At 66.7% G+C, this 13,090-nt stretch carries 13 protein-coding genes; 8 read left to right on the top strand and 5 right to left on the bottom strand.

Features of this window, described 5'->3' with window-relative positions; translation table 11 throughout:
• Positions 1-187 precede the first annotated feature (187 nt).
• The 6 genes from AXZ77_RS04610 to AXZ77_RS04585 all read left to right on the top strand — a co-directional run bounded on the left by AXZ77_RS04610 (position 188) and on the right by AXZ77_RS04585 (position 6,031).
• Positions 188-697, top strand: a complete 510-nt coding sequence (locus AXZ77_RS04610; protein WP_098410232.1) for a 2Fe-2S iron-sulfur cluster-binding protein — start codon at positions 188-190, stop codon at positions 695-697.
• Positions 697-1,719: a xanthine dehydrogenase family protein subunit M gene (locus tag AXZ77_RS04605; protein WP_098410231.1), complete on the top strand. Its 1,023-nt coding sequence runs from the start codon at positions 697-699 to the stop codon at positions 1,717-1,719. Before AXZ77_RS04610 ends, AXZ77_RS04605 begins: the two co-directional genes overlap by 1 nt.
• Entirely contained in the window at positions 1,716-3,911 is a 2,196-nt protein-coding gene (locus AXZ77_RS04600; RefSeq protein WP_098410230.1) for a xanthine dehydrogenase family protein molybdopterin-binding subunit, read from the top strand. Before AXZ77_RS04605 ends, AXZ77_RS04600 begins: the two co-directional genes overlap by 4 nt.
• Complete coding sequence (locus AXZ77_RS04595) at positions 3,901-4,818, top strand: XdhC family protein (protein WP_176535963.1); 918 nt, start codon at positions 3,901-3,903, stop codon at positions 4,816-4,818. Before AXZ77_RS04600 ends, AXZ77_RS04595 begins: the two co-directional genes overlap by 11 nt.
• A 24-nt stretch (positions 4,819-4,842) precedes the next feature.
• Positions 4,843-5,394 carry an NTP transferase domain-containing protein gene (locus AXZ77_RS04590; protein WP_176535962.1) on the top strand — a complete coding sequence of 184 codons (552 nt, stop codon included), beginning with the start codon at positions 4,843-4,845 and terminating at the stop codon, positions 5,392-5,394.
• Positions 5,395-5,542: 148 nt separating this feature from the next.
• Positions 5,543-6,031 (top strand): fasciclin domain-containing protein, encoded by a 489-nt coding sequence (locus AXZ77_RS04585; protein WP_098410227.1) that lies wholly within the window; start codon positions 5,543-5,545, stop codon positions 6,029-6,031.
• A gap of 146 nt (positions 6,032-6,177) precedes the next feature.
• Here the strand turns inward: AXZ77_RS04585 and AXZ77_RS04580 are convergent, their stop codons facing one another.
• Positions 6,178-6,663: a hypothetical protein gene (locus tag AXZ77_RS04580; RefSeq protein ID WP_098410226.1), complete on the bottom strand. Its 486-nt coding sequence runs from the start codon at positions 6,661-6,663 to the stop codon at positions 6,178-6,180.
• Positions 6,664-6,685: 22 nt separating this feature from the next.
• Positions 6,686-8,134: a trehalose-6-phosphate synthase gene (locus AXZ77_RS04575; protein WP_098410225.1), complete on the bottom strand. Its 1,449-nt coding sequence runs from the start codon at positions 8,132-8,134 to the stop codon at positions 6,686-6,688.
• 355 nt (positions 8,135-8,489) lie between these two features.
• Between AXZ77_RS04575 and AXZ77_RS04570 the strand changes: the two genes are divergently transcribed.
• Positions 8,490-9,545, top strand: coding sequence for an AI-2E family transporter (locus AXZ77_RS04570; RefSeq protein WP_098410224.1), 1,056 nt, complete (start codon positions 8,490-8,492; stop codon positions 9,543-9,545).
• A gap of 33 nt (positions 9,546-9,578) precedes the next feature.
• Positions 9,579-10,388, top strand: a complete 810-nt coding sequence (locus tag AXZ77_RS04565) for a hypothetical protein (RefSeq protein ID WP_098410223.1) — start codon at positions 9,579-9,581, stop codon at positions 10,386-10,388.
• 34 nt (positions 10,389-10,422) lie between these two features.
• Here AXZ77_RS04565 and AXZ77_RS04560 read toward each other — a convergent pair whose 3' ends face one another.
• Genes AXZ77_RS04560 through AXZ77_RS04550 form a run of 3 tightly spaced genes read right to left on the bottom strand, consistent with a single transcriptional unit; the run spans position 10,423 to position 12,972 of the window.
• On the bottom strand, positions 10,423-11,181 hold the full coding sequence (locus AXZ77_RS04560; RefSeq protein ID WP_098410222.1) for a LamB/YcsF family protein: 759 nt from the start codon (positions 11,179-11,181) through the stop codon (positions 10,423-10,425).
• Positions 11,174-12,205: a biotin-dependent carboxyltransferase family protein gene (locus AXZ77_RS04555; protein ID WP_098410221.1), complete on the bottom strand. Its 1,032-nt coding sequence runs from the start codon at positions 12,203-12,205 to the stop codon at positions 11,174-11,176. The genes AXZ77_RS04560 and AXZ77_RS04555 overlap by 8 nt, the downstream gene beginning before the upstream one ends.
• A complete protein-coding gene (locus AXZ77_RS04550) occupies positions 12,202-12,972 on the bottom strand; it encodes an allophanate hydrolase subunit 1 (protein ID WP_098410220.1) in 771 nt (256 codons plus the stop codon). The genes AXZ77_RS04555 and AXZ77_RS04550 overlap by 4 nt, the downstream gene beginning before the upstream one ends.
• Between the last annotated feature and the right edge of the window lie 118 nt (positions 12,973-13,090).

Genomic DNA, 13,090 nt, shown 5'->3' with positions numbered 1-13,090 from the left:
CGGGCGGCGTGGCACGACCCACGCCCCCGCCCCCTGACGCGCACCGCGTCCGCTACGCCCTCACCGCAACGTGAGGGTTTTCTCACAGGAACTCTTCCGCCCGCGCGGTGTTCCCCATTAAGCTGGTTTGAACGCCCGCCTCCCCAGACGGCTGCGCCAAACCTGAATTCCGGATAAGGGGGACACCATGAAGGTTTCATTTCACGTCAATGGCGAGGCCCGCGCGCTCGACCTCGATCCGCGCGTGACGCTGCTCGACGCGCTGCGCGACCATCTCCAACTCACCGGCTCGAAAAAGGGCTGCGATCATGGCCAATGCGGCGCCTGCACGGTGCTCGTCGACGGGCGGCGGGTGAATTCCTGCCTGAGCCTCGCGGTGATGCATGAAGGCTGCGAGATCACCACCATCGAAGGGCTCGGCACGCCCGACAACCTCAACCCGCTGCAACAGGAATTCGTCTCCTGCGACGGCTATCAATGCGGCTATTGCACGCCGGGGCAGATCATGTCGGCGACGGGGATGCTGGCCGAGGCCGCCGAAGGCGCGCCTAGCCATGTCAGCGACAGTCTCACCGGCAAGGCCGAGTTGAGCGACGCCGAGATTGCCGAGCGGATGAGCGGCAACCTCTGCCGCTGCTCGGCCTACCCCTTCATCCGCGAGGCCATCTCGCGCGCGGCCGAAGCGGAGGAGAAGTGATGAGACCTTTCGACTATCTTCGCGCAAGCGGGCTCGATGACGCGGCCTCCAAGGCGGGCGAGACCGCGCAGTTCATCGCGGGCGGTACCAACCTGCTGGACCTGATGAAGCTGCAGGTGATGACCCCCGAGACGGTCATCGACATCAACACTATCGACGGGCTGGACAGGATCGAGGCGCATGAGGGCGGGCTGAAGATCGGGACGCTGGTGCGCAATGCCGATCTCGCCGCCGATCCACAGGTGCGCCGCGCCTATCCGGTGCTGTCGCGCGCCCTGCTGGCCGGTGCCTCGGGCCAGATCCGCAACAAGGCGACCACGGGCGGCAACCTGCTGCAACGCACGCGCTGCCCCTATTTCTACGACCCGGCAATGGCCTGCAACAAGCGCGACCCCGGCGCGGGCTGCGCCGCCAAGGGCGGTATCAGCCGCATGCTCGCGATCCTGGGCACCTCGGCCGCCTGCAGTGCCGCGCACCCCTCCGATATGGCGGTGGCGATGCGCGCGCTCGATGCGCAGGTGGAAATCCGCGGCACCGATGGAGCAACCCGCACCGTGGCGATGGACGAGCTCTATCAGCTGCCCGGCGAGACGCCCGAGATCGAGACCTGCCTGAAGCCGGGCGAGATCATCACCGCCGTGATCCTCCCTGCCCCGCAGGCAAACGCCACGCAAAGCTATCGCAAGATCCGCGACCGGGCGTCCTATGCCTTCGCGCTGGTCTCGGTCGCCGCCGTGGTCGAGATGGAGGGCGACACGATCAAGCAGGCCTCGCTGGCCTTCGGCGGCATCGGGCCGCGCCCCTGGGCGGATGCGCAGGTCAATGCGATGCTCAAGGGCGAGACCCCGTCGGAGGCGCTGTTCGGCAAAGCCGCCGATACGCTTCTGGCCGAAGCGGTCACCGATCAGGGCAACGACTTCAAACGCGAAATGACCCGCCGCGCGCTGATCGCGGTGATGCGCGAGGCGACGGGCATGGCCCCGGCCTCGACCGGAACGGACAAGGTGGAGGCGCTGGCATGAGCGACACGTTCACGATGAATGAAGCGCAGCCGCGGCTGCTCGACGAAACCAAACAGGGTCTGGTGGGCGCGCCGCTCGATCGCCCCGAGGGCAAGTTGAAAGTGACCGGCACCGCGACCTATGCGGCCGAATTCGCGCCCGAAGGCATGGTCCATGGCGTGATGCTGCGCGCCACGATCACGCGCGGCAAGGTCACCGGCTTTGATGAGACGGAGGCGAAGAAGCTGCCCGGCTATCTGGGCCTGTTCCGCGGCCCGGAATTCGTGCGCAACCCGGCGCAGGGCATGGCGGGCGCCGCGCCCGTGCAGCCCGGCGACCACGTCGATTATCACGGCCAGCCGATCGGGCTCGTCGTGGCCGACAGCTTCGAGACCGCGCGCGACGCCGCCGCCCGGATCAAGATCAGCTACGAGCAGAACCCCGGCGCGCCGGTCGATCCGGCGGGGGTGGAGCTCGAGCTGAACGAGAAGCGGGAAACCATTCAGGGCGACCTCGACGCCGCGATGGAGAAGGCCGCGCAATCGGTTGATCTCGAATATACCACCGCAGGTCATGTCGCTGCTGCGATGGAGCCGCATGCGGGTATCGCCGAGTGGAAGGACGGTCGCCTCGTTCTACATGGCTCGCTGCAAATGATCCGATTCAACAAGGAAGAGCTGGCCGATGCGGTGGGCGTGGAATCCGACAAGGTCCATATCCTCGCGCCCTATGTGGGCGGCGGGTTCGGCTCCAAGCTGGGCATTTCCGCCGAGCATGTCGGGGCCGCGATCGCCGCGCGCGAACTCGACCGTCCGGTGCGCGTCGTGCTGAGCCGTCAGACCGTCTTCGATGCCATGCTGCGCCGCACCGAAACGTGGCAGCGCCTGCGCCTCGCCGCCGACAAGGACGGCAAGCTGACCGGGATCGGCCACGAGGATCGTGTGTCCAATCTCGAAGGCGAAGGCTTCGCCGAGCCGGTCAACGCCGCGACCCGCTTCATGTATGGTGCGCCCAACCGGGTGATGCGCCAGCATATCTCGCGCAACCACCGCACGCCCTCGGGCTCGGTCCGCGCGCCGGGCGAGGCGGTCGGCACTTTCGCGCTGGAAACCGCGATGGATGAGCTGGCCGAGAAGCTGGGCCTCTGCCCGGTGGAACTGCGCCTGCGCAATATCCCCGAAAAGCACCCCGACACCGGTCAGGCCTACTCGGCCCGCGCGCTGGAAGACAGCCTGCGCGAAGGTGCGAAACGCTTCGGCTGGGATCAGCGCCCCGAGACCGGAACGCGTCGCGAAGGCGAATGGCTGATCGGCATGGGCGTCGCGGCTGCGGGGCGGTCGAACTTCCTCGTGCCATCGGCGGCGCGCGTGACGCTCAGCGCGGACGGTGCGCTGGTCGAGACCGACATGACCGATATCGGCACCGGCAGCTACGCCATCCTCGGCCAGATCGCGGGCGAGATGCTGGGCCTGCCGATCGACAAGGTTTCGGTCCATCTGGCAGATAGCGACCTGCCGGGGGCCTCCGGGTCGGGCGGCTCTTTCGGGGCGTCGTCATCGGGGTCTTCGGTCTTCCTCGCTGCGCGCAAGATCCGTCAGGAGCTTGCCGACAAGCTCGGCTGCAAGCTCGAAGAGTTGAGCCTGGGCAATGGCGAGGTCTCGGGCGGCGGCAAGACCGCGAAACTGGTCGATCTGCTGAGCGATCCGATCAGCGCCGAGTGCAAAATCGAACGCGGCCAAACCGCGAAGAGCCACTTCTCGGCTGGCTTCGGCGCACATTTCGCCGAAGTCGCGGTCAACGAGGTCTCGGGCGAGGTGCGGGTGCGCCGGATGCTCGGCGTGCTCGGCATCGGCCGCGTGCTCAACGAGAAGACCGCGCGCAGTCAGGCCGTCGGCGGCATGGTCTGGGGCGTCGGCTCGGCCCTGCACGAAGAGCTTGGCCACGATCCGCGCACCGGCCATATCGTCACCCGCGATCTGGCGAATTACCACGTCCCGGCCCACGCGGATATTCCGCGCGAGATGGAGGTGGTTTTCCTGCCCGAGCGCGATGACGAAGCCAACCCGATCCAATCCAAAGGCGTGGGCGAGCTGGGCATCTCGGGCGCAGGGGCCGCGGTGATCAATGCGATCCACAATGCGACGGGCGTGCGGCTATACGACTATCCGGCCACGCCCGACAAAGTTCTCAAGAGGTTTGCCAATGGACGGTAGTCCGCTTCGCCAGCGTGCGCGTGTCGAGACCCGGTTGGGCATGGCGGAAATGCCGTTGCCCGCGCCGGGACGGCTCGCCGCGCTGGCCATTCTCACTAGGATCGAGGGGGCGGGCTATCGTCCCCTCGGTGCTGCGATGAGCCTTGACGATCGGGGCAACATTCGCGGCCATCTCTCGGCGGGCTGTATCGATGCCGATATCGAACACCACCTGAACAAGGTCGCGCAGGACGGCTGCGCGCGGCATCTGCGCTACGGCGAGGGCTCGCCCTTCATCGACCTCGTGCTGCCCTGTGGTGGGGCGCTCGACATCACGGTGATCCCTGCCCCGCCCGTGGCCGATCAAGAGCGCATGGCCGAAGCGATTGACGCTCGGATGCCGCTGTCGCTGCACCTGTCGGGCACGCAGGGCACCCTGACGCTCGAGCCCCAACCCGAAACCGATCTGAGCCTGCACCTCGTGCCCGAGCCGCGTTTCGTGATCTTCGGCACCGGGGTCGAGGCCGAGACCTTTGCGCAGCTCGCCGCGGGCGCAGGCTATCAGGCCGATCTCATCATGCCCGAGCCGGTGATCCTGCCCGGCGTGACGAGCCATGAGTTCCGGCGCAGCAATCCGCTTGGAGACATCACGCCCGACCCGCGCATGGCGGCGCTGTTGTTCTTCCACGATCATGATCGGGAAATCCCGATCCTCGCGCAGCTTCTGGAAAGCGACGCCTTCTTCATCGGCGCGCAGGGCAGCCGCCGCACGGCACGCCAGCGCGCGGTGGCGCTGCGTCGCAAGGGGCTGTCGGAGGCCGCGATTTCGCGGCTGCGCGGTCCGGTCGGCCTGATCGAACAGGCACGCGAGCCGCGGCTGCTAGCAGTTTCCGTGCTGGCCGAAGTGCTGCAACTGGCGCGGGTCTGACGCTTGGCGCGCAAGATCATAGGCGTGGTCCTGGCGGCGGGCGCGTCGCGGCGCTTCGGCGCGCGCGACAAGCTGGCCGCGCGCGCGGACGGAGAGGCCGCGCTTGTGCTGCGCTCGGCCAAGACGCTCCGGGGTCTCGGGCTTTTCAAACGCGCCGCGATCACCCGCACTCCCCAGCTGCCGAAAGAGCTCCGCGGCGCGGGGCTCGACCTTCTCTGCATCGGAGCGGGTCGCGCCCAGAGCGCGAGCCTGCACCGCGCGATCCGCGCCGCTCAAGCCAGTGGCGCGAGCCATCTGCTGATCGTTCTCGGCGATATGCCCGAGGTCTCGCGCGCGCATCTGCGCCAGCTTCTCAAGACACCCGGTCACCATCCGGCGATGGCGACTTCAGACGGTCGCCTCGCGCCGCCGGCGCTGATCCCGCGCAGGCTGTTCGCTGCTGCTTTGCGGCTGACGGGCGACCGCGGCGCCGGGGCGTTGCTGCGCCGCGCCCCTGACCTGCGGCGGGTCCCGCTGCCGCCCGGCACGCTCCGCGATATCGACCGGCCCGAAGATCTTCGCAAAGCCCCGCACTAGGCGCGAGACGCGGGACCTGCGCACTCACGACAACTCACGCCCCAGTGCGAAATCGCGAGCGTCGCGTGATCCATATCGCTGCATTCCCCGTATCTCCTGCATGATCCACCACGGGATCTACCCACGATCCAACACAGGGAGAAAGAGAATGCTGAGAAGAACCTTCATGGCCGCAGTCCTCGCCGGAACCGCGCTCGTTTCCGCCCCCGCCTATGCCGACAATCATGGCGGAATGGATATCGTCGACACCGCCGTGAACGCAGGCAGCTTCGAGACGCTCGTGGCCGCCGTGCAGGCCGCCGGACTGGTCGAGACGCTCAAGGGCGAAGGCCCCTTCACCGTCTTCGCACCCACCGACGAGGCCTTTGCAGCCCTGCCCGAAGGCACTGTCGACGACCTGCTCAAACCCGAGAACAAGGACACGCTGACGTCGATCCTCACCTATCACGTCGTGCCCGGCAAAGTGATGTCCGGCGATCTGAGTGATGGGATGATGGCCGCGACCGTGCAGGGCTCGGAAGTCACGGTGAAAACCGACCCCGCCGTGATGGTCGATGATGCCAGCGTGACCCAGGCCGATATCGAGGCCAGCAACGGCGTGATCCACGTGATCGACAAGGTGATCATGCCCAAGTGACGGGCTTGAGTAAAAGCCCCAAGTGACGGGGAGGTTTGCCGGAAGGTCCCCCTCTCGGCAGACCGCTCCCGGGCCGTTCGCGCAGCTTCGGATGCGCGGGCGGTTTCTTTTTTAGGAGTGTCCGCGGGGGCGCGGATCTGGGCCGGTCAGGCGCGGGCGCTCAGAAGAGTGCCGCTCCCGCTCGGATCACCGCCACCCGCGACCATCTCGCTATCCGCTGGCTCATCATCGGCATGAGTGACCGGCGCTCCGGAAATTCGCGACAGGTTCTGCGCGATCGCCTCGATCGCGGCGTGGCACGCGTGATCGCAGTCATGCTTGGGCACGAAGATGCGGGTCAAAGCGTGCGCCTGCATAATGTAGGACAGCACATGCGCGATGGCGCCTTGTTCCTCGGGATCAAAGAGCGCTTCATCTTCATAGGTCAGGAACGACGCACAGATCGGCGTCGCGCCGCAAGCACCCAGCCGGGCGACCAACGCACCGCGCCCGCCGCCTTCCTGGGACAGGCAAACAATGTGCGAGCGGTCGTGCTTGAGCGCCTCCGCAAACGCCCCATGGCACTCGAGATCGCAATTTCCGGGGTGCAGCATCAGGACGAGCGCGCCCTCCTCCGACGCGGTCGTCTCCATATTTCGTGACATCATAGTCATATCAGGCCTCCTCCTTTGAAGTAGAGCGATGCGCGGCGGGGTCGAATTCCCGGCCCTCTTCGCCGCGAAGCCATTCGGCGGCGCGTCCGGTAATGCGCAAAGCGGGTGTGCAGGCGGCGAGCTGATCGAGGAAGCTGCGCGCCCAAGCGCCGGTATCGGTCGCGTGGACAACTTCCATGCAGGCGGCGTGGCGCGCGCGGCGTTCCTCCAGCGGCATCGTCAGAGCGCGGCGGATCGCGGTGGCGGTCTCGTCGACGTCATGCGGATTGACCAGCAGCGCCTCGGTCATGTCCTCGGCGGCGCCCGCGAAGCGCGACAGCACCAACACGCCCGGATCGTCCGGATCCTGCGCTGCGACATATTCCTTCGCCACGAGGTTCATCCCGTCGGCAAGCGGCGTCACCAGCGCAGCGCGTGCGCCGCGCAGCAGCCCCGCGATCTCGTCGCGCGGTACCGGGCGGTGCAGGAAGCGGATCGGCGCCCAATGGACCTCGCCGAAACGCCCGTTCACCTGCCCCGCGATCTGCTGCAGGTCGGCGGTGATCTCCTGATAGGCCCGCACGCTTTCGCGCGACGGTGGCGCGATCTGCACCAGCGAGGCGCGCGGCCCCGTGTCGTAGCTTTCCAGATACCGCTCGAACGCCCGGAAGCGTTGCGGCAACCCCTTGGAGTAGTCGAGCCGGTCGACGCCGATCACATAGGCGTCTCCGAACAATTCGTGCGCGGGCGGCGGCGCGCAGTCCTGCGCCGCCCGGGCGAAGCTCTCAGCTGAAATGCCAATCGGGAAAGACCGGACGGACACCTCCTGCGCGCCGAATTTGATCGCGCCGTTGGGCAGCATTTCTGCCCGTGGATCGGCGCGGAACATCTCGAGGCATCGCGCCACGTCGGCCCGCGTCTGCAGGCCGACCAGGTCGTAATGCGCCAGCCAGCGCGCGAAGGCGGGCGGGTCGGGCAACACGTCGAGATCGGTGATGTTGGGAAAAGGAATATGCAGGAAGAAGCCGATGCGGTTGGTCACGCCCAAACTGCGCAGCTCCTCGGCCAGCGGGAAGAAATGGTAGTCGTGAATCCAGATGTGATCCTCGGGCGAGATCACCTCGGCCATCTGCTCCGCGATCCGGCGGTTCACACGCAGATAGCCCTCGTCGAAGCTGCGATTGATCTCGACCAGATCGGTGCGGTGATGCGCGATCGGCCAGAGCACGGAATTGGCGAAACCGAGATAATAAGCCGCGCGATCCGCATCGGTCAGGCGGAAGGCGAGCTTGTCATATTGCGTCCCGCCCATATCGATGAGTGTGGGTTCTTCGGGGCCCGTCTCGGGATGCGCCCCGATCCAGATGCCGCCTTTCTCACGCAGCGCCTCATGCAGCGCCACCACGAGCCCGCCCGAGGGCGTGGCCTCGGACGGGATACGGTTGGACACGACGATGAGGCGGGCGGACATGATAAGAGAGACCTCCGGATTGGGCGGCTGAATGCGTTTGTCCCTGTTGGGATATTTCGACCGGGCAACGTCTCCTCGGGTCCAGAAGTTCCTCTGCCCGAGGGCGAATTCAGCCCTTCAGGCGAAAAAGTTCATATCTTTAACATAAGACAAACAACCGGCTCACCGGGATGCATTTTTTACACATTTTCAGTCGCTTCCGCGATGTGTTGTGACATCTCGCCCAGCTCGCGCGGATACGGCGCAGGACACATGGCGGGTGACATTTTCTCCGCCGCAACGCGTTTTGGGCACGGAACCACGGCGCGGGCGACAGGTTGGCTGTCACGGAACACAAGCCGCGACGGAGAGCACCATGTCAGACCCCGGACCGCATCGCGCCGACCATGCGGACCCCAAGCCGACCGGCCTGCGCGCAAAGGCCTCGCGCGAGCGGATGGCCTTCTGGCTGCCGATCGCGATCTTTGCGCTTCTGGTGCTGATCGCGCCCGATATTCTACTGCTCGTCTTCGCGGGGCTTCTGGTCGCGGTCTTCCTGCGGATGGGCGGCAATGCCATCGCGCGCAGGCTGCATATCCGCGAAGGCTGGGGCCTCGCGCTTTATTCGATCATATTGGTCTGCCTCGCGGTTCTGTTCTTTCTCTATGCGGCGCAGGGCCTTTCCGATCAGCTCGACCAGCTTACGACCGCCCTGCCCAAGGCAATGAAACAGGTGCAGGACTACATCGACTCGCATGGCTGGCTGCATTCGGTCACGCGTTCGATCGACCTCGGCTCGATCGCGCCGTCGAGCAAAGGGGCCGCCACGACCGTGATGATGTCGATCGGCGTGATCGGGAACGCGATGCTCATCCTGTTCATCGGTGTGTATGGCGCGGTGGAGCCGCAGCTTTATCGGCGCGGGATTGCAGCACTCTTCCCCGCCTCCAAGCGGGACTGGGTCGTCGCGAGCTTCGCGACCGGCTGGGCTGCGCTGTCGGGCTGGCTTTTTGCGCAGCTGATCTCGATGACGGTGATCGGCCTTCTGACCTTCGTCGGGCTGTGGCTGCTGAACGTGCCGCTGGCGGCGATCCTTGCGATCCTCGCGGGGCTTCTGACCTTCATCCCCAATATCGGCCCGGTGCTATCGGCGATCCCCGCGCTGGCGATGGCACTGACGTTGAGCCCCATCACGATGCTCTGGGTGGCGCTGCTCTACCTCGCGGTACAGGCGCTCGAGAGCAACCTGATCACGCCGCAGATTCAGGAAAAGGCGATGTCGCTGCCCCCGGCCCTCGTCATCGCATTCCAGCTTTTGATGGGCAGCTTCTTCGGCCTTCTCGGCCTCGCGCTGGCAACCCCGCTGCTGGCCGTTCTGATGATGATGACACGGCGCCACTACCTGCCGCTGGTCAGGCCCGAGACCGCCTGACCTGACCCACCTTTCCAGTTTCCGGAGCCTCCCGTGACCATTTTCCTGATCCTCCTCGGCGCCGCCATCGTTGCGATCTCGCTTTGGGACATTCTGCTCTGCGCGCTTGGTGCTGGCCAGTCCGGGGCAATCTCGCTGGCCATCGCACGGTTCGGCTTCAAGCGCATCCGCAGCTTCGGGCACACGCGGCTCGCGCATCGCATCTGCGGCCCGGTGACGATGGCATGGCTCGGCGGCGTCTGGATCATCATGGTCGCCTTCGGCTGGAGCCTGATCTTCTTCGCCGCGACCCGGTCTCTGGAGACGACCAAGGGCCTGCCCGCGGCGAGCTTCGGTGACAGCCTCTCTTATGCGGGGCATCTGCTCTCGACGCTGGGTGGCGGCTACGCGACGCCTGCGGGGACCGGCTGGTCGCTGATCTCGGTGATCACGGGGGTGACAGGGATGCTGGTGCTGACGCTCGCGGTAAGCTTCGTCTTCTCCACCACGCAGGCAGCGGCGCAGGGGCGTGCAGTCATGGCTCTGGCCGAGGTCTTCCCGCCCGGCTCCGACGAGTTCACCGGGCAGTTCCTGCCGCAATTATCAAGCTACGTGGCACAGGTAAAATCCATCCCCTTCGCGCTGTTCTACAGCACCGCGAGACCCGAGCGCCGCCTGCCGCGCGGCATCTATCGGCTCTGGCACGACGACCGCCTGACCGAGGACCAGCGCCGCGCGCTGCGGATCATCTTGCATGAGTTTCCCGGGCTCGAAGGCGTCCCGCCCGAGCAGTTCGACGACACGCTTCTGCATTGGGCCAAGCGGCATGATCTCTGCCCGCAGGACATGACGCGCCGCGCGTGATGATGGGCGCGAATGATGTGACCGCAGACCGGCCTTAGCCGAAGGGCGCGATCTCGAAACCGGCCCCAGTCAGATGCCCGCGCAGCGCGCGCGCCATCGCCAGCGCCTCTGCCCCGTCGCCATGCAGGCAGACCGTGTCGATCTTGCAGGGGATTTCCTTGCCGGACGCGGTCACGATCGCACCTTTGCGCAGCATCGTCTCGATCCGCGCGCCGACCTCTTTGGCGTCATGCAGAACCGCACCGGGTTTCGAGCGCGCCACCAGCGAGGCGTCATCCTCATAGGCGCGGTCGGCGAAGATCTCGCCCGCCCAATTGGCCTGCAAGTCGCGCGCGACCTGTTCCATCGCGGTTTGCGGCAGCACGACGAGGATGATCTCGGGTTGCACCTTCAGCGCCGCGGCATAGCAGGCCCGGGCGATCTCGGCGTTCTCCGAGGCCATGTTCGACAGCGCCCCGTGCAGCTTGAAGTGCCGCACCGCGCCGCCCGCCGCGCGGGCCATCGCCTGCGCCGCGCCCAGCTGATAGGTCACCAGATTGGTCAGTTCCTCGGCGCTGAGGTTGAGGCGACGACGCCCGAAACCCTGCAGATCGGCAAAACCCGGATGCGCGCCGATGCCGACGTCATTGGCCACCGCCGTCCGCATCGTCTGCGCCATCACATCCGGGTCGCCCGCGTGAAACCCGCAGGCGACATTGGCCGAGGAGATCACCTCCATCAGCGCCGCGTCGTTTCCCATCACCCACGGGCCGAAGCTCTCGCCGATATCGGCGTTCAGGTCGATCTTAGCCATTCTCTTCCTCCAACTCGCGCCCTGCTGTCACGCCGCTGATCAATTGGTAGCCGAGCAGGTCATGGATGTCGTGCGGATCGCGGATCAGCGGACGCAGCTTGGCGCGTTGCGCGTGAAGCTGCGCCTCCCAGCGCGGCGCCAGCGCGTCGGCCTCGTCCAGCGTCACCGCTTTGAACCGCAGCTTCGTCCCCGGCGCAGCCTGGGCTACGCGCGGCAGATCGCAGGGCAGCACGGTGCCGATCCGAGGGTAGCCGCCGATGGTCTGGCATTCGGCGAGCAGCACATAGGGCGTGCCCGCGCCGGTCATCTGGATGTCCCCCTCGAAGATCACATCCGAGGCGAGCCCCTCGGCCTTGTCCGAGGTGAGCGCAGGCGCATCGCTCTCGAGCGCCACACCCTGACGGTTGCCCTGCCGCGCGCGGGTGAATTCGGTCGTGGTGAGACGCGCGAAGGTATCCTCGTCGAACAGGCCCGTCTGCGGCCCCGGGATGATCCGCAGCGTGCCCCCCGAGAAACGATCCTCCTGCGTGAGAACCAGCGCGGGCGCGTCGGGCTCGGGGTCCGTGCCAAGCGGCAGGCACGCGCCCGATTCCAACACCGATCCGATCCCGGCGGCGAGATGCGCCGAGCGGCTGCCCAGCACCTCGGGCGTCTCGATCCCGCCCGCGAAGGTGAGATAGCCGAACATGCCTGCGCGCGCGGCACCGATCGACAGCACCTCGCCCGGTTCGATCTTGTGGCTCGCGCCCCAGCGCAGGGGGCGTCCATCAAGCTCCGCCTGCATCGGCGCCCCGGTCAGGGCGATCCGCGTCGGGGCCGTGACCTCGAACCGCCCGCCGCTCACCGCCATCTCCAGCGCGGGAAGCGGACTGCGCGACCCCAGAAGCGCCGCCGCCTCGACCAGTGCCAGCGGATCGACCGCGCCTCCGCGCGAGATGCCTTGCGCCATGCGGCCGGGACGGCCCATGTCTTGCACGCTCACGCTTGGCCCGAGGGCACGCAGGATCACCGATCCGCCGCTCATGACCGCACCTCGCAGCGCGCGCCGCCCATCGGATCGCCCGCTTTCAGCAGCGCGTCCATTTCGGTGCCGGAGACCGGCGCGAGGCGAACCTCGTCGCCCGCATGCAGCGGCACCGGGTCGCTTTGGTCGGGACGAAACACGTCGAATGCGGTCCGCGCGATCTGGTGCCAGCCGGTGGGCGAGGCATTCGCGAACAGCACCAATTGGCGCACTGCCACGCAGAGCGCCCCCTTCGGCACGCGCGGGTTCAGCGCGGACCGGCGCGCGAGATTCCAATGCTCGGGCAGCAGGCCGAGATAGGGCTGACCCGGGGCGAAGCCGATGGCGAGGACACTCAGCGGGGTCGCGGTGATCTCGTCGATGGCCGCTTGCGGGGAACGACCCGCAAGCTTCGCCGCCTCTTCCAGATCGGGGCCGTGTTCGCCGCCGAACGCCACGGGCAAATGCCAGACGCGCTGCGCGGGATGCGGCGCCGCACTTTGCCAATCGGCCTCGGAAAGCAGGATCTCCAGCCGCTGGGCCATCTCGGCCCGCGTTACCGCCTCCGGATCGAAACGCAGCAGAACCGACACGAGGCTCGGGACGACCTCGCGCAGACCGGCCAGATCGCTCTCCGTCACGCGCTGATGAAAGCTCTGCGCCGCCGCGATCGCACGCGGCTCCGCGACCAGCGCGAACCGCACGAGCAGCCCGTTCCCGCCAGCCGGCAAAATCTGCGGCCTATGCGCTTGGGCCGTTCCGGGCCGCAATGCTTCTTCGAGCATCATGTCAGGGCATCTCCACTGGCTCAGACCGCGATTTTGAAACTTATCGTTGACTTTGATTTCATTTTACTGACAATTTGTCAACGTTATGAAAAGGAGGCGGACACGAATTCCGCCGCGA

This window comes from Thioclava sp. ES.031, from assembly GCF_002563775.1.
Classification (GTDB): Bacteria; Pseudomonadota; Alphaproteobacteria; order Rhodobacterales; family Rhodobacteraceae; genus Thioclava.
This window is presented reverse-complemented; position numbering and strand designations above follow the sequence as displayed.